Annotated in this window: 17 protein-coding genes; 11 read left to right on the plus strand and 6 right to left on the minus strand. The window is 35.2% G+C overall.

Annotated elements, in window-relative coordinates:
* Positions 1–14 precede the first annotated feature (14 nt).
* The 3 genes from lysS to MMF97_RS10290 all read right to left on the minus strand — a co-directional run bounded on the left by lysS (position 15) and on the right by MMF97_RS10290 (position 2,921).
* Positions 15–1,736, minus strand: coding sequence for a lysine--tRNA ligase (lysS, locus tag MMF97_RS10280; RefSeq protein ID WP_243362163.1), 1,722 nt, complete (start codon positions 1,734–1,736; stop codon positions 15–17).
* 101 nt (positions 1,737–1,837) lie between these two features.
* Positions 1,838–2,437 carry a hypothetical protein gene (locus tag MMF97_RS10285; protein ID WP_243362164.1) on the minus strand — a complete coding sequence of 200 codons (600 nt, stop codon included), beginning with the start codon at positions 2,435–2,437 and terminating at the stop codon, positions 1,838–1,840.
* The gene (locus tag MMF97_RS10290; protein ID WP_243362165.1) at positions 2,424–2,921 is read right to left on the minus strand and encodes an RNA polymerase sigma factor; all 498 of its coding nucleotides are present in this window, start codon (positions 2,919–2,921) and stop codon (positions 2,424–2,426) included. The genes MMF97_RS10285 and MMF97_RS10290 overlap by 14 nt, the downstream gene beginning before the upstream one ends.
* A 209-nt stretch (positions 2,922–3,130) precedes the next feature.
* On the opposite strand from MMF97_RS10290, the gene MMF97_RS10295 reads away from it, so the two are divergent.
* From MMF97_RS10295 to MMF97_RS10315, 5 genes are all read left to right on the plus strand, one after another.
* Positions 3,131–4,552: a dicarboxylate/amino acid:cation symporter gene (locus MMF97_RS10295; RefSeq protein WP_243362166.1), complete on the plus strand. Its 1,422-nt coding sequence runs from the start codon at positions 3,131–3,133 to the stop codon at positions 4,550–4,552.
* Positions 4,553–4,562: 10 nt separating this feature from the next.
* Positions 4,563–5,066: a hypothetical protein gene (locus tag MMF97_RS10300; RefSeq protein ID WP_243362167.1), complete on the plus strand. Its 504-nt coding sequence runs from the start codon at positions 4,563–4,565 to the stop codon at positions 5,064–5,066.
* Positions 5,067–5,068: 2 nt separating this feature from the next.
* Positions 5,069–5,584, plus strand: a complete 516-nt coding sequence (locus MMF97_RS10305) for a hypothetical protein (protein WP_243362168.1) — start codon at positions 5,069–5,071, stop codon at positions 5,582–5,584.
* A gap of 121 nt (positions 5,585–5,705) precedes the next feature.
* Positions 5,706–6,068 carry a BlaI/MecI/CopY family transcriptional regulator gene (locus MMF97_RS10310; RefSeq protein WP_243362169.1) on the plus strand — a complete coding sequence of 121 codons (363 nt, stop codon included), beginning with the start codon at positions 5,706–5,708 and terminating at the stop codon, positions 6,066–6,068.
* A 3-nt stretch (positions 6,069–6,071) separates the two neighbouring features.
* Complete coding sequence (locus MMF97_RS10315) at positions 6,072–7,493, plus strand: M56 family metallopeptidase (protein ID WP_243362170.1); 1,422 nt, start codon at positions 6,072–6,074, stop codon at positions 7,491–7,493.
* Positions 7,494–7,825: 332 nt separating this feature from the next.
* Here MMF97_RS10315 and MMF97_RS10320 read toward each other — a convergent pair whose 3' ends face one another.
* Positions 7,826–10,465, minus strand: coding sequence for a carboxypeptidase regulatory-like domain-containing protein (locus MMF97_RS10320; protein WP_243362173.1), 2,640 nt, complete (start codon positions 10,463–10,465; stop codon positions 7,826–7,828).
* Between the two features lie 31 nt (positions 10,466–10,496).
* Positions 10,497–11,444 (minus strand): GLPGLI family protein, encoded by a 948-nt coding sequence (locus MMF97_RS10325; RefSeq protein ID WP_243362175.1) that lies wholly within the window; start codon positions 11,442–11,444, stop codon positions 10,497–10,499.
* A 179-nt stretch (positions 11,445–11,623) separates the two neighbouring features.
* Here MMF97_RS10325 and MMF97_RS10330 point away from each other — a divergent pair, with 179 nt between their 5' ends.
* Complete coding sequence (locus MMF97_RS10330; RefSeq protein WP_243362177.1) at positions 11,624–12,673, plus strand: linear amide C-N hydrolase; 1,050 nt, start codon at positions 11,624–11,626, stop codon at positions 12,671–12,673.
* A gap of 314 nt (positions 12,674–12,987) precedes the next feature.
* Positions 12,988–13,800 (plus strand): hypothetical protein, encoded by an 813-nt coding sequence (locus MMF97_RS10335; protein ID WP_243362179.1) that lies wholly within the window; start codon positions 12,988–12,990, stop codon positions 13,798–13,800.
* Between the two features lie 75 nt (positions 13,801–13,875).
* Here MMF97_RS10335 and MMF97_RS10340 read toward each other — a convergent pair whose 3' ends face one another.
* Positions 13,876–14,805: a peptidoglycan-binding domain-containing protein gene (locus MMF97_RS10340; protein ID WP_243362180.1), complete on the minus strand. Its 930-nt coding sequence runs from the start codon at positions 14,803–14,805 to the stop codon at positions 13,876–13,878.
* A gap of 473 nt (positions 14,806–15,278) precedes the next feature.
* Between MMF97_RS10340 and MMF97_RS10345 the strand changes: the two genes are divergently transcribed.
* The 4 genes from MMF97_RS10345 (at position 15,279) to MMF97_RS10360 (ending at position 21,670) form a co-directional block, all read left to right on the plus strand.
* Positions 15,279–17,414, plus strand: coding sequence for a hypothetical protein (locus MMF97_RS10345; protein ID WP_243362181.1), 2,136 nt, complete (start codon positions 15,279–15,281; stop codon positions 17,412–17,414).
* Complete coding sequence (locus MMF97_RS10350) at positions 17,411–20,350, plus strand: hypothetical protein (RefSeq protein ID WP_243362182.1); 2,940 nt, start codon at positions 17,411–17,413, stop codon at positions 20,348–20,350. Before MMF97_RS10345 ends, MMF97_RS10350 begins: the two co-directional genes overlap by 4 nt.
* Complete coding sequence (locus MMF97_RS10355) at positions 20,347–20,952, plus strand: hypothetical protein (protein ID WP_243362183.1); 606 nt, start codon at positions 20,347–20,349, stop codon at positions 20,950–20,952. Before MMF97_RS10350 ends, MMF97_RS10355 begins: the two co-directional genes overlap by 4 nt.
* Before the next feature lie 166 nt (positions 20,953–21,118).
* Positions 21,119–21,670, plus strand: coding sequence for an REP-associated tyrosine transposase (locus tag MMF97_RS10360; protein ID WP_243362184.1), 552 nt, complete (start codon positions 21,119–21,121; stop codon positions 21,668–21,670).
* Positions 21,671–21,916 lie beyond the last annotated feature (246 nt).

The raw sequence follows: 21,916 nt of genomic DNA on the forward strand, positions 1-21,916 counted from the left end.
GAGGTAATGAAGGTTTAGTTGAACCAGTTCATTACTTCGTCTTTGGTAGGCATGGCTATTTCTAACTTAAGTTTTTTGCGCATACCACCTAAATCGTTAAATACTTTATTTGGATTACCTGCTTTTAATTCTTCAACGGTGTTAAAGCCCATTTTTCTAATTACGGGTACCCAGTCTGCAGTTACACCTGCATCTACAAAATCCTGATCTGTAGTTACTTTAGCTTTTTTCTCAGGACGCATTTGCGGGAAGAACAATACTTCTTGTATAGTGCTTTGGTTGGTCATTAACATTACCAATCGGTCTATACCAATCCCTAAACCTGAGGTAGGAGGCATACCGTATTCTAAAGCGCGTACAAAGTCATCGTCCATGGCCATAGCTTCATCATCGCCTCTGGCAGCTAATTTTAACTGCTCTTCAAAACGCTCTTTCTGATCAATAGGATCATTCAATTCTGAATAAGCATTGGCTATTTCTTTACCATTTACAAATAACTCAAAACGTTCTACCAAGCCATCTTTACTACGGTGTTTTTTGGCAAGCGGTGTCATTTCAATTGGATAATCGGTAATGAAAGTAGGCTGAATAAGGCTGGCTTCAACCTTCTCGCCAAATATTTCGTCGATCAGCTTGCCTCTGCCCATTGTGCTGTCTGTTTCAATACCCAAATCTTTACAGGTTTGAGCTAGCTCTGCCTCATTCATGTTTGATATATCGATACCAGTATATTTCTGGATCGACTCATACATGGTTAAACGCTCGTATGGCCCAGAAAAATCAATTTCATGATTGCCCACTTTTACTACAGGCGAGTTGTGGATGGCCATTGCTACTTTTTCAAGGCATTCTTCAACCATTTCCATCATCCATACATAGTCTTTGTAAGCTACATAAATTTCCATTGAGGTAAACTCCGGATTGTGTGTTCTGTCCATGCCCTCGTTACGGAACATCTTACCAAACTCATATACCCCGTCAAAACCAGCCACAATCAAACGTTTTAAGTAAAGCTCGTTGGCGATACGCAAAAACAAGGGCATATCTAAGGTATTGTGATGGGTTGCAAATGGACGTGCCGCCGCACCACCATGTACGGCTTGTAAAATAGGCGTTTCTACTTCCATCCAGCCCTGGCTGTCAAAGTAGTTGCGCATGGTGTTGATTACTTTTGAGCGGTTGATGAAAATCTGCTTGTAATCTGGATTAACGGTCAAATCTACATAACGCATGCGGTAGCGTAGTTCAGGATCGGTAAATCCATCGTATATATTGCCATCATCATCGCGTTTTACCACTGGAAGTGGTTTTAATGATTTAGCTAAAACAGTTAAAGCAGTAACGTGAACAGAAATCTCGCCAGTTTGTGTAGTAAACACATAACCTTTTATACCAACATAGTCACCAAGATCTAAAAGCTTTTTGAAAACAGTGTTGTATAAGGTTTTGTCTTCACCCGGGCAAAGATCATCACGTTTTAAATATAATTGAACACGCCCTGTACTATCCTGCAATTCGGCAAAAGATGCGCTACCCATAATACGACGGGTCATTAATCTGCCGGCAATGCTGATATTCTTATAAGCTGTTTTATCTCTTTCGTAATTTTCGTTAATGTCTGCGGCGTAAGCATTAATTTCATATGCTTCGGCAGGATAGGGGTTAATACCCAGTTCGCGTAATTGTTTTAATGATTCGCGACGTAATATCTCCTGTTCTGAAAGTCCTAAACTCATCTATAAAAATTTTTGCAAAAATAACAATTGTAGCTATAAAACACAGGGTTATAGCAATTTTAATTTGCTTTTAAAAGCGAAAAAATATTGGATGCTAAAAACTATTTTGGTTCGTTAAACTGGTTGTTTATACGCTCAAATTTATCTATCAGCAAGGTAATACGTTCTTTGTCTTTTTTGATAACGGCTTTTCTTACCAGTGTAGAGCAGAATACAACCCATCCAAAAGTAATTACCCAGGTAAGAATCTGCATAGGCACACTCATCATCATCAATATTTCAAAGAAATAAAGGATCATCCCAATTGAAAGAGCGATCATATAAAACCAATATAGTTTGCTGTAAATCTTGTAACGTTGTATTTGGTAGCTTTTTAAATCTGCAATAAAATCGGCCGGATGCCTGGTGAAATCTGTATTGGTTAAGGTTTTATAGTTTTTATATAAGATAAAAGTATAAATAGCTATGGCCAGAATTACAATGCTTATGCCAATGTGGGTGGTAATGGATTTAAAATCAAAGAAAAGCCACAATACCGCAATGGCTACAATTGAAAGCGCCATGCCTACAATATTTAGCAGTGATTTGGTCTTAATGCTATTTACCTCTTTCTTAGCCTGTTTCAGCATTTCATCGGCAGATATTTTAACATCAACGTCATGCTGAGCCCAAATTGCTTCTATATGATCAAATTCTTGCATGTTGATTATAAATTTCGGTAAGTTTTTGTTTGATACGATGGATTTTTACTCTCAGATTGCCTTCACTAATACCTGATATTTCTGCAATTTCATTGTAAGGCAGCTCATCTAAAACCATGGTAATAATTAAACGGTCATTCTCTTCTAACTTAGCAATAGATTTATACAGTAAAGCTATCTGTTCATTCTTTTCAGAATATTCTTCTATTCTGTTCTCAATAATATTATCAGTTAACTCGTCTTTAGACTGTCTTTTTTCTGAACGCAGATAAGTTAAGCAGGTATTTACGGCAATACGGTAGATCCAGGTAGAGATCAGTGATTTGTTTCTGAATTTATCTAAGTTCTGCCAAACTTTTAAAAACGTTTCCTGTAACAGATCGTTAGCCGCATCCTTATCGCCGGTATAACCGTAACAGAGGTGAAAAATCTTCTTGGAATTCTTATCAAAAATTTCTTTAAAAAGCTGATCTTTTAAGTCCATTTATAGGATTGGTGTATTTATTAGAATAAAACTCACATAAATTGTTACAAGCTTTATTGCCGTCTAATATAATAAATGTTTGCTTGCTAATGTCAAATAATTATTTTTGTCAAATTCATTGCACAGGTAGTAGGGCTCTTGGGTCTTTACCAGCAAGGATAAAAGAAGACAGACAATTAAGAGGATGCCCTTTTACTAAAAACTAAAAAATGAAAAAATCTCGGATCGGTTTTATTACTTTAATTGCCGTTACTATTGCGATCATCATTACCTTATTGAAAGAATTTGACCTGGTAGCAGTTCCTGAACAAATGATGATGGCTACCCGTTGGGTTCTGGCCATTATTTTGGTTGTGCATGCATTTGTTAAGAAAAACCTAACTACATGGATTTTAACCTGTATGTTGTTGGGAATTTTTCTGGGTGTAGATTTTCCTGGTCTTGCCATTGCCTTTCAACCTTTAAGTAAAGGTTTTATCAAATTGGTTAAAACCATTGTAGGACCTATTTTATTTGCAACATTGGTATATGGTATTGCAGGGCATTCTGATTTAAAGCAAGTAGGAAGAATGGCCTGGAAATCAATGTTATATTTCTATTGCGCTACTACCATGGCCTTATTTATAGGCTTGGCAGCTATTAATCTTTCTAAAGCGGGGGTTGGTGTTGATGTAAGCAAAATGGCTCACGAAGAACTGCCTAAAGCACCTGTAAATACTGCTGATGTTAAATTATTGGAGCATATACCAGATTCGGTGCACTGGGTGTATAAAACCTTCTCTTTTTTCAGAGATATTTTTCCTGAAAATATTGTAAAAGCAGTTTATGAGGCACAGGTATTACAGATTGTAATTTTTGCAGTATTGTTTGGAATTGGTTTGGCTATGGTTGAAGAAAAGAAAAGAAAGCCTTTGGTAGATTTCTGCGAAAGTCTTTCAGAAACCATGTTCAAGTTTACCAACCTGATCATGTATTTTGCGCCAATAGGCGTAGGTGCGGCAATGGCTTATACGGTTGGACACATGGGCGTTGATATTTTAAAACACCTTTTTATGCTGGTAGCAACCTTGTATTTAGCTTTAATAGCTTTCTTATTATTGGTGCTTTTGCCGGTTGCCTTATACCTGAAAATACCTGTATTGAAATTTATCAATGCGGTTAAAGAACCAGTTTCTATTGCTTTTGCCACAACCAGCTCTGATGCTGCTTTGCCTAAGGCAATGAGTGCAATGGAAAAATTTGGTGTTCCGCGTAAAATCGTATCCTTTGTAATTCCAACAGGTTACAGCTTTAACCTTGATGGTACAACTTTGTATCTGTCTTTAGCTTCTATCTTTGTGGCGCAGGCAGCGGGTATGCATTTATCATTTGGTCAGCAGTTAATTATTGTATTTACTTTAATGATCACCAGTAAAGGTGTTGCAGCTATACCAAGAGCATCATTAATCATTTTAATTGCAACGGCCGATCAGTTTGGTTTACCTACTTATATTATTGCGGCCATTTTAGGTGTTGATGAATTGATGGATATGGCCAGAACATCTGTTAACGTAATAGGAAACTGTTTGGCAACTGTGGTAATAGCCAAATGGGAGGGTGAGTTTGATGAAGAAGCTTTAAACGCAGCTTAATACAGATAAAATGACAACAAAAGGGAAAAAAATATTTTTAATCTTATCGGTAGTTGTACCGTTTATAATTTACAGTATTGTTTATTATGCGCCTATTATCAGAAATGCACCGTTTAAAGCGAAAGAATTTGTGTCTTTTGAATACAAATGGGGCGTAGGCGATAGCCTTGAAAATTCTTATAATTCGGCAACTGGTGTTTACAGGTATGTAAATAACAAGGACTCTGTTGTGGTTAAGCAAATTAAATTTAATACCCAGGATTTTTTTTATTTGGATAGTGTAGCACATATACAAGGATTTTGGAATTTACCAGGGCAGATAGCCAATGGTGAAGAAGATCTTAAAAATCCTAAAGCACTGAAGTATTACATGAAATTTAATTACCAGAAAAAGTCTAAAGAAGTTACTTTTTATCCCGATTTTAATGGTAATCCGAAGTTAAAGAGCGCTGCCGTACAGATGCAGAAAACACTTGAGCAAATGTTAAACGATGCTGAACGTAAGGCTAATTAATGATGGAAAAGAAAAAAAGTAAAATCAATTTAAGGTTAATGGGTGGTATATCTGTAGTGGCTATTGTGGTTATGGCTATTTACTTTTTTCTGCAGATCAAGAAAAACGCCAATACATCGGCCTCATTTATTTCACTAGATTACAGTTGGGGAACAGGAGACAGCTTGCTAAACCATTACAATTCTGCTACAGGGGCATACAGCTATTTAGATCAGCGAGATAGACCGATTTACAAGACTTTTAAGCTGAGAACCTATAACATCATTTACTTGAACAGTAAGATTAATCAGGATGACCTGTTTAATATTCCAGATACGTTGATCAACAAAAGCGATACGGTACACAACGATAAAATATTGCGTTATGAGATGGATTTTAAGTACGAAAAACAGCATAAGAAAGTTGTTTTTATGAGCAATTACAATGAAAATCCTGCATATTTAGAGCGAGCTATAAAATTACAGAAACTGGTTGAGCAAACCGTAAATGAAGCTGAACAGCGATACACTAAAAATTAAGCTAACTAAAATAAAGCATAAGCCCTGACATTGAGAATGTTGGGGCTTTTTTATTTTCGGTTAAAAAGTATGTTTATTAAAAAGATAATTTTTATATTTACGATTATTTCGTAATTAAAGGATGGAAAAGTTAACTATACAGGAAGAAGAAGCGATGCTGGCTGTTTGGCAGGTAGGACCTGGTTTTATCAAAGATTTTATGGATGTAATGCCCGAGCCTAAACCACCTTACACTACTTTGGCTTCTACCGTTAAAAACCTTGAACGTAAGGGCTTTTTAAAAGGCGAGCGTTATGCCAATGCCATTCGATACAGTGCGGCGGTAAAAGAAGCGGAGTATAAAAAACGCTTTATGAACGGTTTTGTAAATAACTACTTCCAAAGTTCATACAAAGAGCTTGTTGCTTTTTTTGCCAAAGACAAAAAAATAAGCGCTAAAGAACTAAAAGAGATCATTGAACTAATTGAAAAACCAGAACAATAAGTTATGCCTCATCTATTTCTTTTGCTTGTTAAAATAAACCTGGTGCTGCTTGTATTTGCGGCAACTTATTATTTTTGGTTGCGCAAGCTAACTTTTTATGTTATTAACCGTGTATTTCTGCTATTCGGTATCTTCTTTTCAACGTTGTATCCTTTTGTGGATCTTACGGAGTTTTTTTACAGGCAGAATCTTGATCGTAAATTGCAGGATTATGTTCCTAATCTAAGCAATGTAAGCCAAGAAATAGAACAAGCATCTTGGATACACAATTTTTGGAATGTATTGAGTTTGGTATTCTTTGTTGGGGTATTTGTTATGGCGATACGTTTTGCTGTTCAACTTTTGTCGTTATATAAAATCCATAGTAAAAGTAAAAAGGGAGTATTAGATAACTATCCAGTTAGAATACTTGCAGAAGATGTAAGTCCTTTTTCATTCTGGAAAAGCATATACATAAATCCGGCACTTCATGGTAAAGAACAACTTGAAGCTATTTTGGCACATGAACACATACATGTAAAGCAATTGCATACGCTAGATATTTTATTGGCCGAATTGAGCGTGGTTTTTTACTGGTTTAATCCAGGGGTATGGTTAATGAAAAAGGCTGTAAAAGAAAACCTTGAGTTTATTACAGATAAGAGGATCATTAGCAATGGTATAGATCGCAAGCGTTACCAATACAGTTTACTCGATGTGGGGCAATTGCGGCATTCTGTGCAATTCGTTAATAATTTTAACTTGTCAGATTTGAAGCAAAGGATCAAGATGATGAATGCACGCCCATCTTCTAAATTAAAATTAAGTCTGTATGTGCTGCTGTTGCCCGTTATCTTGATTACCACGTTAGCCTTTACCATATCTAAAAAAGAAATGGTTAAATCTTTGGCTCCGGTAAGCAATATCATTAAGCAAATTAATTTAAACCCTGTTTTAGATCAACCGAAAACAGTTGAAGATAACTTGCAACCTGCTATAGCTAAAGCATCAGGTAAATCTGTGCAAGAAGTAAATCATACGGTTTTAGAAGCTTTGCATACGGATTTGAATGCGGCAGATTCATTAAAAGGAACCCTAAACCAGAAAGAAGTGAAATTGTACAATAATGTTCGTAAGGCTGTGCTGAAAGCCAGCAATGTACTTTCTTTTCAAACAAGAATTTTATACATTAGCGATAATGAAGAAGGTAATCGTGATAACGAGCCTGATAAAAATGAAACTAATGCTAAGAAAGTTGTAATGGTTAGAGGTTATAAAATGCCCGTAAACAAAGAAGAAGGTGTTGATTTTTTCATAAAGGGTGTTAGGGTTGACGAGGGCGAAGTTAAAAAGCTCAATATTGGAGACATTAAATCTGTTACCGTAGTTAAAAAGGAAGAGCCTGCTAAAATTGGAGAGATTTATATAGAGATGAAAAAACAGTAGCAGCATTATCATTAAAAAGATAACAAACAAAAAAGGCTTCTTAATAGAAGCCTTTTTTGTTTGTGTGTTATTCTAAATTGATGTTTTTTCTCTGATTGGTTATTGATATAGACCCTGAAACGAGTTCAGGGTAACGTAAATTTTAGTATTAACGTTTAAATAGTGGTTTGTGAGGTTGGCTACGGAAAGCTAGGAAGTCTAAATTGTTGCTTTTTGTGTCATATTGAGCTTGTCGAAGCCTCTATGTAAGGGCTTTTATATTTCGACAAGCTCAATATGACAATAACAGTTTCATGTAACAATGAGAGATTTAAACTTAGTTGTTACTTTACTTAATAATTGAAAGTGGCTTTTAGTAAACCAATACGGCCCGGAATATTATAACTACCGTTAGAGTAATTATTGGCAGAAACATAAATGGCTTCAAATTTCTTTACATTAAATAGGTTGTTCACTACAAAATCTATATCAGTTTTGATTTTAGCAATGCGGTAACGTACAGAAAAATCTGCAAACACGTAACTCAGATTGGGTTGGTCTTTCTGGTAGGTAAGAAGATAGTCGGTATTTAAGAAGAAACTGATATCTTTTATGCTATACCTCACACCCGCATTTTGCTTAAACTGATTAAAGCTGGTTTTAACCTGTGTTTGTTTGGCAGTATTGAAAGATTGATTAAAAAGCCCTTCATAAGTTATACTTAATGACTTAATAAACCTGCTTTCAAAACCAAATTTATACTGGTAATTATTGCTGCTGTAAGGTAACAATACATTATTCTGTAGCTGGTTAAAACTAGAATTAGAATAAGAAGCATTTAAATTAACAGTAGTGCTTATATCAAATAAATACTTGCTGATGCCCGCTGTAGTATTTAAACTTCTTACAGTGTTCTTTAAAGGTAACACGATTCTTTCCTGTGTGTTATTGGTTAACTGATAGGATGAGATCGTATTATTATTTATGATACTATAGTTTGCACCTAAATTGGCAAAGAACATTTTTACAGCTTTTTTGTAATTAAAAGATCCCCCAAAATTATGTACGTTGCTCTCTGAAAGAGGTGCATTGTTAGAGAAGAATGAACGGTAGTTCTTTAAAATAGTGCCATGGTAAACATCGGTAATGTTACCTACGTTGTTGCGGAATGCATAATTTATATTGAACTCATTTTCTCTGCCAACCTTTTGCTGCAATCTAAATACCGGATTAAAGATCAATTTTTCTAAACCACTGTTTACATTCTGCAGATCATCTTTATAATTAATGTCTATCCAGCTAAGTGGTAAGGCCAGATTGGCCTTGGTTCTACCAGTACTGTACTCAACAGAAGATTCTGCATAATAGTTCAGCTTATTCCAGTTTAGGTCATTTTTCATGCTTTGATCAACCTCTGTTTGCGTACTGCCATCTAAATTTTTGATCAGGTTACTATTCAGCGTTTGGTTCTGGTAATTCAAGCCTAATTTATAAGAGTGCGTAAATTGGCCTTTTGCAAAACTGATGGCTGCATAATTATTGGTATAAAATGCAGGGATGTTTACTTTTTGATTTAATCCTGCATAGGGTTGATTGTTGTTCAGTATATCAGCATTAATACCAGGACTAATGCCCAGATTTTCGGGCTGTGCACTTTTATCGATAAAAGAATACAGGTTTAATGTATTGTTTTTGCTGATTTTGAAGCGGTAATTCAGATCGTTAGAAAAATCGAACATTTCCTGTCTTAATACCTGGTTAGCTGCAATCTGATTAATGACCACATTAGAAATGGTTTTAATTGGATTATATTCAGCGGTAAGCGCATTGTTGAGGTAGGTATTTTCTTTATTCTGATTAAGGGTAAATTGTCCTTTTAAGCGTTGCGGCTGTAAGGTGTTGTACTGCGTTTCTTGATAGCTGATGGTCTGATTACCCAGATAGGTTTCAGAAAAGCGGTTATAAGCCATACTCTGTTTATCGTACAGGTAATGCATATTAGCCCTTAATTGCAGGTCTTTATTGAATTTGAACAGGTTATTGAGATTGGCTATACCCAAATTGTTGAACAGCGTTCTGTTTGCCGGAAGGGTAGGCACACCTACAGAACCAGCAGATAAAAATGCACTAGGTTTAGGGTTTGCCGCAAAACCAAAACTGGTTAATTCGCTAGAGGCATCTATGCCTGCGTTGTTGCCTTTAATACTGTTTACAAATTTGGTATCTTTCTTAAATAACATGCCATTAAAACTACCATCAAATTTTTCAGGTAATCCTAAGCCAGCCTTGATATCACCCATCATTTTTAACTTGGCATCGTCTTTTATTTGGAGGTTAATGGCCACATCATCACTGTTATTGTTTTTTTGCAACATTTTAATGGGCTGATCGTTTTCAATAACCTGTACTTTATCAACTGCTCCATGCGGAATAGATTTAGTGCCAATTCCATATTTGTCATTAAGCAGATTATCCCCATCTATGTAAAGGTTTTTAACATCCTTGCCATTGTATGATATTTTCCCATTTTCTTCAACTGTAACGCCAGGCATTTTTTTTAGTACATCGCCAATAGAACGATCCTGTTTATCGCTAAAATCAGATACACGGTAATTTAAAGTATCGCCATTGTAACTTAAAGACGGACGGTTTTTAATTTCAACCGTTTTTAATTCCATTTCTTTTTCTTTAAGTATAAAGTTGTAGCTATCCTTCTGCGCAGAAATATCAAGCGTTTCTGTAGCGTAACCCAATATTTTGGCTTCTAATTTTAATCCTGCTTCCTCCTTAGGTAGAGTTAGGGTAAAAGCACCTTTATCATTAGTTCTGGTATAATTTACAATGTTATCTTCCTGATCTTTAATGTTAATGATACAGGCATCAACGGGCTTGCCGTTAGCATCGCTCACCTTACCCTTTAGCTGCTTTTGTGCAAGCGCACTGAAGCAGACTAAAAGGTTAATGATGAAACATAAACAAATTGGCTTATTCATGTTGTATTGTGTGTTTGGTTTTTAAATAAGATTATTTCTCAGGCAATTCAATAGGATTATTAAAAGTGAATTTAACTGCAGGAACCGAAGCGGCTACGGTCATTCTACGTCCGGTTGTGGTGATCATACTACCCATATCCATTCCGCGTGCTGCCATTTGCGTTTTATAAAAGCCTTGAGGATCTTTATCTCGGGCTTCTTTTAACCTTGCCAGTTCTTTAGCACTTATTTGTGAGGCATTTTCAGGTAATTTAATTTCTTCAAAAGGTAATGTAGAGGAGTTACCCAATGCTACCATTTTTACTCCCGGAACAACATTAGAATTATCAGTGCCTTTTAATTCGGCTATTTTTTCAGGGGTCATTTTTTCAAAACTGATAAAATCGAAACGTACTTCATTTTTATCATCATAAGCTTCTGCAATTAAACCTGGCAGGTTATTAAGCTTCCATGGACCGGCTTGAAAAGGCATATCAGGGTTAAACCATGCTGTCCAGTTGCGGCCTTTAAAACGGGCTGTAGCCTTGGTACATTTCATATCGGCTATGAGTTTGGTTTCTTTGGTAATGGTCCAATTAGGCTTATCTAGAGGATTTTCTATCAGATAGTCGTTAATAAGGTTTTCTTTTTCAAAGAACTTGTTATCTTTCAGAAAAAAATAAAAATCTACATTGGTAACAGGAGTGGTTGATGTTCTGTTAATAGAAATTGAAGTAGGTTGACCGCCCTGGTTCTTGATCTGTTCTTCGATAGATTTTCTAACCTGTATATCTCTTTTAATACGATCATAGCTGGTATAATACGCAGTATTCTTACCTAAAAAAACGATCATTTCTTCAGGGATTACATTATCACGTTGGGTAGTATCTTTAACGTGCGAAAGTTTATAGGTAATTGTAGCTAAGGTTTTATCGGCCTTCTGGGCAAAACTATTGACACTGATTACAACAGCCAATAGGGAGAAATAAAGTTTTTTCATATTTATTCTATTTGTTTATCGTAAATCTACGAATAATTCGTAATAACAAAAATGTTTTAACACTTTTTAACGATGCATATTGCTGAAAGAGATATATAGCATGGTTTAGAAGTCTGAAAACTTTGGCATGCTCACTTTAAAAATGTATATTTAACATACATCACTAAAAAAACTTATCTATGAAAAAATCATTATTCACGTTATTAATAACGTGCAGCAGCTTCTTTTTACCCTTCAACAGTTTATTTGCCTGTACCCGGGTGGTTTATAAGGGCCCAAATGGGAATGTGATTACCGCCCGATCAATGGACTGGAAAGATGAGATTCAGGCAAATATCTGGGCTTTTCCGCGTGGTATGCAGCGATCTGGCGAGGTTGGCCCTAGATCGGTAGAATGGACTTCAAAGTATGGAAGTGTAATTAGCAGTGCCTGGGACATTGCCACTGTTGACGGTTTAAATGAAAAAGGTTTGGTAGCCAATGTTTTGTGGCTGGTAGAATCTGAATATCCTAAGTTTGATCCTAAAGGGAGTAAAAGAGGAATTTCAATCTCGGCCTGGGCACAATATGTATTGGATAATTACGGCACGGTTGAAGAGGCTGTGCAGGTTTTAAAGAAAGAACCCTTTGTAATTGTGAGCGATTATGTGCCGGGTACGAAAAAATTTACCACCCTGCATTTATCTATATCTGATGCCAAAGGAGATAATGCCATTTTTGAATACGTTAAAGGCAAACTGATGGTTCATCATAGTAATAAATATACGGTAATGACCAACTCGCCTTTATTTAATGAGCAGCTTGCACTAGATAGTTACTGGAAAAGCGTACCGGGAACAATGGTATTGCCCGGAACGAACAGGGCCGCCGATCGTTTTGTACGGGCTTCTTATTATATCAATGCCATACCTCAAACAGAAGATGCAAGAATTGCCGTAGCAAGTGTATTCAGCGTAATCAGAAACTGTTCTGTACCTTTTGGTATTTCATCAGAAACTGAACCTAATATCTCATCAACCCGCTGGCGTTCTGTTGCCGATCAGAAAAATCTGGTTTATTACTTTGAAACTGTATTAACCCCCAATACTTTCTGGGTAAATCTTAAAGATTTTGATCTGAGCAATAGGGGAAAGGTGATGAAGTTAGATTTATCTAATTATGCTACGTACAATGGTAAAACCAATGGCTATTTTAAAGAAACCAAAGCTTTTAAGTTTTTAGGGATTTAAATTTTTTGTAAATTTTATAACAGCGCAATCCGGTAAAATGGGTTGCGTTTTTTTATGTTTAACCTCCAGATGTTTTTCTATGATGCTTATCTGCTGTAAATGAACTACCTAAATTAGATTTGCTTTGTTTATTCTTTTATGGTATATTGCTTATTGTAAGTCTTTATTTTACAGCTAATTAATGCCTCATGAATTTTCGCCATTCTTTTCATTCTATTTTCTTAATACACAATTGGTCGGTACATTTTGGGGTAATAATTACAACTAGAGAGATCCGTTTATAAATTATATTAATCTATCTAAAACCAAAAGTTATGGCAAATTCAATAGCAAAAGTTTACTCAGATGCAGTAAAAGAGAACCAAAAAGTTCTGTATGGAGTTTGGGAGCCCGGATTTCCGGTTAAACTAGGAGATTTTGGTGTTATGGAAGGCAATATCTTTGTTCAGCAGGGTAATATTGCAAACATAGAAGAGCTTAAAGATCTTAAAATAAAAATACGTAAAGATAACAGCTCTGACGAAAAATTTTTTACCAGTAAAACAGGGGTACAGTTTGAGTTAAAACCGCAGGTAAAAGCCAATGCACAGAATGTTCCGGTAAATGCTTCTATTGAAATCAGTTTTTCAAAAGAAAATGCTGTGTTTTTTAATGCTGCCCAGTGCAAGTTTGAAATGATAGAAAATAAGTTTCAGGTTGGACAGAGGTTACTTGAGCTTCATAAAAAAAATAAAAATATCTGGCGCAGAGAATATGTGCTGGTTACAGATAGGGTAGTAGCCAAGCGGGCACTTATTGTTGTATCTACTTCTAATGATTATTCGATAACACTGGAAGCGGCAGCTAAAGTGCCGGTTATTGATCTGGCTAATGCTTCATTAGGTTTGAGCATTAAATCACAAAAATCGAGTGGCTATAAAGTGGTTACAGAAGAAGGGCTAATTCCTCTGGTTGGGCTTTCTAAAATCCAGTCGTCATTTTTATGGTTTGATAATGAATTTAAACCTTATGCTAAAAATTATTCAGATATGATGCTTGAAACCATTAAAAACAGTCCACTTATACAAACAGAAGAAAGCAATAAAGATCTTGTTTTTGCTCAATATACAGAGGATATATATGCTTAGAATTAGTATTTTAAGATTAAACAAAAAAGCACGTATTAAACACGTGCTTTTTTGTTTAAATACGCTATAGAACCATTATATTTTTTTATATTTTAGATTAATCTTTAACTCTTCAGCGGTTAAAGGTCCGGCAATACCATCAGCACCATCTTTGCCAAAAACTTTGAGCTGAAAATTTACCAAAGCCCTCATGGTTCTCTCGCCAAAATCGCCATCTATATTTCCTTCGTAATATGATTTTGTTTTTAAAGCCTCCTGCAAAACAGATACAAGTAAACCTTTAGAGCCAAACCTTAGTTTAAAGGTTTTTGGTGTGTTACCCGATGCAAGCTGAAAAACTTCGGTTCCGGTAAATAACAGGTAGGGGAAAGAATTTTGTGGTATGTTGTAAGCATTTTTATGAAAAACTGCCCATGGTCCTATGTTTTTTTCTCTGCCTGGTCTGCCGCATTTAGGATAACCCATAATAACCTGGCATCCGGCACTTGAATAACTGGTAGAGTCTAAACTCTGGAACCATCCACAATGCATATTATCCTGCGGATTGCTGTATTCAATACGATCATCTTTGTCATAATCCAGATCATCTGCACTTCTTCTGATTGGGCGTATGGCATTTTGCCTAAATGCTTCATGTCCGGTAGCTGTTCCGGCTTTATGCCATCCCTTGCGGTAATCATTGTACATACCGGTAAACAAGCTATTGGCACCTAATCCCTCGTGCACCAAAGCTGCTTTTATACTGCTGATATGGGGTACGGTACTGGCAGGGAATGAAGCCAGTTGGTTTGTTTTGATAGCCCATTGCAATATGGTACATCTGGGATTGATATAATTGAGATCCATTAGGTTCAACGTCTGGGCTTTTTTAAAAGACTGATCGTTTGGAGTAGTACTGATAGCCCCTCTTACACCGATAAAAATAAGATCGCTTTCTGGTAAAGTGTACTGGTTAATATGGATGAGATCCTTTAACAGAGTATCGTTAATGTTAAAATTTGCCATGAGATAGTTTAATTTAGTTTAAATAATAAGTATAAATATAAAATTTTTGTTAAACATTAGAAAAAAGTAAATAAGCTCTTTGCTTATTCAATAAATGTTTATATCTTGAGCTTACACAACCAAATTTTTATTCTTTCATTAAAAACCAAGACGCACTCCTATGAAGACAAAACAAGCTCAAAGAAAACAGGCTGATAACAAGCTGTCTTTTTTTAACGGATAAGACTTTTTCTTTCCTAAAAAATTCCGGAAAATTTATCTGTAAACATTTCTTCTGGTATTGATTTACCAGTAGCTAGGTACTTTTTACAAACACAGAATTATATATAACTGCTAAACCTTAAAATTAGGTTTGGGTTTTTCTACTCTTATTACTTTATATGCTATGAAAAACTTAAAAATTTTACTTTCATGCTTTTTGCTGGTTAGCAGTACAACATTTATAAAAACCTCTAAATAACTCAGGACCCGGTATGGAAAAGTCAGCACCTATATCTTATTTTTTTGCAGATCCTATGACCTTCTCACAGGAAGAGTGGCAGGCTTTTGGTCCGAGGGGTAGCAATGCGTTAGAAAAAGCCAATCAATTTAGCCTTACTGCTGTTTTTAGAACCTGGGAAAATTATGTAACCAATGCTTATGCCATTTGCAGAGGCGTGGTGCTGGTGCAGCCTCAAACAGATAACGCTGATCTGGTTAATCTGATCTTGCGTCCTTTTGATCAGCCTTTTCCGGGCATTAAGGTAAAATATTTCGTATATAGGGGATTGCGTAAGGGAGATTTTTTTGATAACAATAATAAGGTACTGACTTCTAGTGAAAACACCTCAGATTTTATCCATAAGATCAATACCAGCTTTGCCAGTTTCTATACCAGTAGGGGGCAGGCTGTTCCCGATTTTCTGGCCAAATATATAGGCTATGACCCTGTTAACCAGCCTGGAACTATGTTGCTGGATGATCTTTTCTTTAAACAAGCTACTTATACCAACAATACCGAAGATCCGGATATGGCTTTTGAACTGCCTTTAATACAAGGCGGTGCCTCTTTGGGCCGGTTTGTAGATAACAATGTTTTTGGCGTAGATGTAGTGCTTGATTATGGCGATTTTCGCGAACCTAGCGATGATGCCAGATTTGTATTTAATCTTGAATACGCCCGTTTATGGCGGGCAGAACTCAATATCTGGGACACCATAGGTACCGGAGCACTACGTTTGCGCCGTATGGAGCAGGTCCTGCAGTTTATTGATGTTGTTGCTTTTTATGGTGCTCATGCTGCAGGTGGTATTGTAAAAGCCAGAATTTCTGGCCAGTGGCATAACAAAACCGCAAATGATATTTATACCGATTTGCTGAGTATTTTATACACCAAGCACCGTTGGTATATTTATATACAGGGCGACCGTACCCGGTCTTATAATTTTTATGGCAATTATGTAGTTAGTGATACCAACAGCAATGATCTTAAAAAAGGTTATACGGAAAATGCCATTAGCGAAACCATTTACCGCACCAATGAATGGCCTGTATTGATAGATGAAGATGCACGCTTGCATAGCGAAAATATCAATCGTTTGTACCTGCAGTTTACCAAAACCCCTAATAACCAAAACGCCATGTTTTATGCGCAGCTCGGCAATGTGGTAAATGCACAGCATAATAATTTTTGCGATGCGATAAATCTTTCACTGCCCGATGATGTGGACGGAACGCCTGCAGAGTGGACAAGACCTTTACAGTTAACCGTTCCGGCTATAGAAGACAGTGGCAATAAATACAATATTGCTTCTTTTGCTATACTGTTTTATCAAGGAAAAGATTATGACTTATTCTTTGGTGATTCAGATATAACATTTTTTCCAAGTTATATTGATGATGTTTTTGAAGGAGTTGACGCTAGCCCTTTATATAAGACAGATAAAGTTCTTTTAAGTAAATCTGTATCAATAAACAAAATTAGACTTATCAATATAAGACAAGAAAATACTCCAAATCTTATAGTTGCTGTGGGTATAATTATTTTACAAGATATCATCTCGTCGCTAACCGAACAGATGAGTAGAGTAAGCTATTTAAGTGAAACCATAGATATACTAAATGATCAAATAGATCCTATAAATATGGGAGTAATGAGCAATGGAACATCTTCTTCCATAATTAGTAAGGAAGGAGAATATTCAATTTCTGAGCTTCTTCCCATTTTTGAAACAATAGACTTTACTGATAATGATATTCAAGTAAATGGATTAATATTAAGTAGAAATAATCAGATCAAAACCAATTTTGTATTAGGGATAAGTAAACAGGAAAATGAAATTCTTTTATCTGCCATAGAAAACACAAATGTGAATAACGTCAAAATAATATTATTACCATATTATAAAGAAGAAGATATTATATCTGATAGTGATATTTATAAAAAATACACACTGTCTTTGTCAGTAGAAACATTTCTGGGTCGACTTTCAATTCTATCTCTTTCAGAAGAAATAATAGTTTATTCTTTAGATGAACATGTCTATTTTTCAAAAGATTACAGCAAATATGTAGAACAGGTTAGCAGTATTAAGGGAAATATTAATTACGAAGAAGACTATTCGATATGAGTAACTACGCAGTCGTACTACAACATAATAACTTAGTCGTTAAATCTTCCAACTTTGGCGAATTAAGTAATCTTGGTTTTACTCTTAATGGCAAAGTTGCTTCTTTTATTTATAATGAAGTAAAATATATTGCAATTTATGTGTATTCTACCCAAGAATTTATCGCATATGCTGAAGAAGTAAAATTTAAAGTTCTAATGGACAACATCAAGAAGGTAAAAGGAACTGATTATTCAGGTGTTGATATTAAGCTTTGGAAAAATAAAGATACTTCTATAGATATTACATTTAAGAATTATTCCGAATTAGTTCAAGCGCAACCAAACGATCAGATTTATGGAGCATTAAGAGATGATAGTGGATTATGTTATAATTTTCATATTTGGAATTATATACCGCCTTATAATGGCCCAAAAAACCCACAATTGGCTCCGGGAAGAGATGAAAGTAATCGCTTTAGATGTGAAAGCTTAGATAGTAGCCCATTTGCTAAAAACTTCTTTGAAACGTATAAAGATTTTGATTTTTATGATGGTGGCGTAGTATCTAAAGACAAAAGACTGGTAGCAGACGTTGCTTCATTAATGAAGAATACCAACGAGCAGATGCTATTGGCTTTTAACAAATTTACAGAAATAGCACAAAATGTGGGCCCTTTTAAATTTACCCAAGATTTTGATGGCAGTTATTCCAAAAGGGAACTTTTAGATTATAAAAAAGGATTAGAGAGGTGGATACAAATATATAAAGAGCATCAGGATCAGCTAGTAAAACTTACTGAACCTGAACAAATGTACATTGCTTGCAATCTACTCTTTAAATATAACATGTTAACGCTTTTTGATGTTGATCAGAAAATATTGATGTTAAAAGTTTTATGTAGAGATGGCCTTTCTGATTTGTTCTTCGTTTCCCCAAATGGAGATTACCAGGAACGGGAGACCTTAGCCTTAAAAATACTCTTGTCTATTACTCCTCAACAATATGATTCATTCTTAAAAAAACTCATATCTACCAGATTAAAAGTAAAGAGCAACATCGGCACAGCAACTATGCCTAAAATCGTTGATGTATCTATTACTTTATATAAACAATTGTTTAAGAAAATTGATGATTTTTTTGGCAAGCCCAATTTTACAGCTTTTGTAAAAGAATTGAATAAAATGGTGTTGATAAATAACAATATCCCACCAGAATCTACAATTCCCTATACAGACCAAGAAATTAAAACCAAATCAAAAGGTCAGTTTTTTTGGGGATCAATAAATGATCTTAAGGAAAAAAATAAAAAAAATAATGTTAAATATGAAATTGTAACAAATACTGATAGTAATATAGAATTTAGTGAAACTTATTGTATAAAATCCGCGCTTGTTGAGATGGCCATCACTTCTGTAGGTCCAGGCGTTCCTGTTTCTGGTGGATATTACAAGAAATGTTTACAAAATCAAACTAATTATTTTACGCTAGAGCATTTTGATATTGTTTTTATTACATTTTATGAAAACCCTTCTTTTGTTGACAATAATCCTAATAATCAATATCAGGGCAAAAGTTTCTTTACTTTTGCGGGATATGTAGATTATTTGCTTGAAAAAGAAAAAACAGAAACAATACTTGATGTTTTAAACACCACTCTTTTTGCATTAACATTAGCAGTTGGCATAGGAGAAGTTGTTGCTGCTGTTCGTTCGGCACAGGTAGTACGGTTTATTGTAGGGGCCGTTATGGTAACGGGAGATACTTCTCAATATTTAACATCTAGTTCTGCCTTTGTTGCCTATTTACAAGAACGCTACCCCGAAGATTTTCAGGACATTCTTGATGTGATGCGAACTGCTGGAATTTTAGCTTCCATAGGTTCAGGTACGGTAATAGGTTCAGGTATATTTAAACGTTATACAAAAATAGAAGCTGCCCGTTTTTGGGCCATAGGTGAAAGAGTATTGGAAGATACTACATTGGCATCGAAACTTACCCAGAACGAACGAGTTATTTTAGAAGAGGGTATTAAACGATTTAAAGATGGAGCTTTTCCCGTAAGGTACACACCTGAAGTTATCTCTGAAGTAAGGACAACTGAGGGTATAATGAAATTTTATGATGATTTAATTTTAAGAGGAGAAATAGAGATTTTAGATGAAGCTAATAAAGCTAGATTCTTGAATTATTTTTCTGATTTACCTGATGATATGGTAGCCCTTCTTAAACAGGTTCCTAGTGCTCCTATTGTTTTTGGTAAGATAGATGAAGCAGGACAACTTTTAATAAAGATAGATTCTCAGATTTGGTTAAAATCCTTCAAGGCAAGAGGATATCTTAAAATTAAAGATTATGAAGAAGTAGCTCAGCTATTTAGTAAGGAATTTAGTGCAGCTTATGAAACTTCTGCAGTACCTGGAGTTAAATGGGTTGTGGATGGGACACCAGATGTGAGCGCTTTAGTTGCTGCTAACAATATAGCAAACAATAGTTCTGATATAAGTATAATTTGTTCAAACTATAATGTACCATTAGAAGTAATGACAAAAGTTAAAAATCATTTTTGGATAGAGGAACATTTTATTTTAGTAGAAAATGGAACTTATCAAATTGGTCGTTTTGAAAGAACACTTGAAGATATTATAGAATGGAACGATGCTATTAATAACACCTTAGATGAAACTAGAAAAATACTTTTCAAACGATTATTAGTACATGAATATATAGAAGCTAAACTGATGGAAAATGGATTGAGTTTTAGAGCCTTAGATAAGTATCTAAATACGACTGTTTCAGATATAGGAGCTCATGAGATGTCCCCAATTATAAGTTCTGGTAATTACCTCCAATTAAATAGAAGAGTTGAGCTAGGTTATCCTCCTTCACCTAATTTAGATGACTTCTCAAATCTAGATAATATAGTAAATTGGTTTATTGATTTTTATAAATTATGAATATAACAAGAAAATATAATATTGAATTAGAAAAATTGTCTATTATAAAGACCATTGAAAAAAGAGAATTCAGTTTTTCAAAGATTTTGCTATTTAGAGAGTATCAATCAAGACTTTATAACTGGAAACTTGCTCTAAAATTCGATGGTAATGATTTTTTTAATAAAAGAAAAAGTTATCATAATCTTTTCCTAGATATTAATCCTCCTTGGTTTAATGAATTAATAACAGAGGAGAAACTAATAATGGATTTAAATAATATGGGGTTAGATTATTTCTATGTAGGTCCTAGGGAATATATGTCTTTATTTCTAACACTATTTGTTAATTGGGAAATTTTCAAATCGGAAAAGGAAATTAAAGATTTAAGTATTCTTCCTCACCCTTATGAAACCTTGTTTATACTATTGAAAAGAGGGGGGCTGATTTATAGATCAGATAACAAATTTGTAATAAACGACATAACTTATTTAAAATATGATAATCAGTTTGTTTTGCCTTCAATTGCTGATAATTTCTTAGATTTTGTTGATAGTAAATGCTCTGATTTTCCTAATCAAGAGAAAGTTAATGAGTTATGGGAAGAATATAATTCTCTATAAATGATTTACAATACATTTCTACCCCCCCCCTTATACTGGCGTACCCTCTTGGTTTAAGTGTTCGCTTGCGGTCACTTAAATCTAAAATGAGAACCGAAGACTTAGTCTGGTAATAGCAGCAGCAAAGGCAATGAAAAAGGCAAGTAAAAGCCGTAAAAAATAAGAGATGGCAACAAGGTACAGGTTTGGAGATAATAGCCTGCCGCATTTTATAACTTTTGCGGTGGTAAACTGGATAGATGTATTTAGCCGGGAGTGTTACAGGGAAATAGTGGTAGAAAGCCTAAAGTTCTGTATTGCCGAAAAAGGCCTGAACCTAAATGCTTGGATAATTATGAGCAACCACATCCACTTAATTGCTTCTGCCAAAGAGGGCTTTGAACTTACAGCTATTATTAGAGATTTAAAGAAATATACAGCAAAAATGGTTATCTCGGAAATTGAAAATAACCAACGGGAGAGCAGAAAAGATTGGATGCTATGGATGTTTAAGCGTGCGGGAGCAAGAAACAGCAATAACAAGGTATACCAATTTTGGCAACAGGACAACCACCCGATAGAATTAAGTACAAATAAGATGATAGAACAGAGATTGAACTACCTGCATGAGAACCCTGTAACATCGGGCCTGGTTACCGAGGCCCAATATTATAAGTACAGTAGCGCAACAGATTATTACGAAGAAGGGAGGGGACTTGTACCTATATTGTTTATGTAGTGCTGCATTCCGGTCTGGAGACCTGGTACACAGAAAGGATTTAAGCGGCCCTGCGGAACACTTAAACCAAAGGGGATTTACATACATTTCTACCCCCCCCCTTTATACTGGCCCCTTATACTGGCCCACACGTGCCGCGTATGCATATAAAAATTAAAAGATAAATGTAAACAGAATATTAACATGAGCCGCAAATACAAATTCCATAACAAAGAAGGGATGTACTTCGTAAGTTTTGCTTGGTAA

Origin of the sequence: Pedobacter montanisoli (assembly GCF_022809115.1) — a bacterium.
In the GTDB taxonomy this organism is placed as follows: Bacteria; Bacteroidota; Bacteroidia; order Sphingobacteriales; family Sphingobacteriaceae; genus Pedobacter; species Pedobacter montanisoli.

Coding starts and splice junctions, on each gene's coding strand:
- MMF97_RS10300 (WP_243362167.1), top strand. CDS start 4,563: ATGACAACAAAAGGGAAAAAAATATTTTTAATCTTATCGGTAGTTGTA.
- MMF97_RS10340 (WP_243362180.1), bottom strand. CDS start 14,805: ATGGCAAATTTTAACATTAACGATACTCTGTTAAAGGATCTCATCCAT.
- MMF97_RS10360 (WP_243362184.1), top strand. CDS start 21,119: ATGGCAACAAGGTACAGGTTTGGAGATAATAGCCTGCCGCATTTTATA.
- MMF97_RS10325 (WP_243362175.1), bottom strand. CDS start 11,444: ATGAAAAAACTTTATTTCTCCCTATTGGCTGTTGTAATCAGTGTCAAT.
- MMF97_RS10305 (WP_243362168.1), top strand. CDS start 5,069: ATGGAAAAGAAAAAAAGTAAAATCAATTTAAGGTTAATGGGTGGTATA.
- MMF97_RS10355 (WP_243362183.1), top strand. CDS start 20,347: ATGAATATAACAAGAAAATATAATATTGAATTAGAAAAATTGTCTATT.
- MMF97_RS10310 (WP_243362169.1), top strand. CDS start 5,706: ATGGAAAAGTTAACTATACAGGAAGAAGAAGCGATGCTGGCTGTTTGG.
- MMF97_RS10320 (WP_243362173.1), bottom strand. CDS start 10,465: ATGAATAAGCCAATTTGTTTATGTTTCATCATTAACCTTTTAGTCTGC.
- MMF97_RS10295 (WP_243362166.1), top strand. CDS start 3,131: ATGAAAAAATCTCGGATCGGTTTTATTACTTTAATTGCCGTTACTATT.
- MMF97_RS10335 (WP_243362179.1), top strand. CDS start 12,988: ATGGCAAATTCAATAGCAAAAGTTTACTCAGATGCAGTAAAAGAGAAC.
- MMF97_RS10285 (WP_243362164.1), bottom strand. CDS start 2,437: ATGCAAGAATTTGATCATATAGAAGCAATTTGGGCTCAGCATGACGTT.
- MMF97_RS10345 (WP_243362181.1), top strand. CDS start 15,279: ATGGAAAAGTCAGCACCTATATCTTATTTTTTTGCAGATCCTATGACC.
- lysS (WP_243362163.1), bottom strand. CDS start 1,736: ATGAGTTTAGGACTTTCAGAACAGGAGATATTACGTCGCGAATCATTA.
- MMF97_RS10315 (WP_243362170.1), top strand. CDS start 6,072: ATGCCTCATCTATTTCTTTTGCTTGTTAAAATAAACCTGGTGCTGCTT.
- MMF97_RS10330 (WP_243362177.1), top strand. CDS start 11,624: ATGAAAAAATCATTATTCACGTTATTAATAACGTGCAGCAGCTTCTTT.
- MMF97_RS10290 (WP_243362165.1), bottom strand. CDS start 2,921: ATGGACTTAAAAGATCAGCTTTTTAAAGAAATTTTTGATAAGAATTCC.
- MMF97_RS10350 (WP_243362182.1), top strand. CDS start 17,411: ATGAGTAACTACGCAGTCGTACTACAACATAATAACTTAGTCGTTAAA.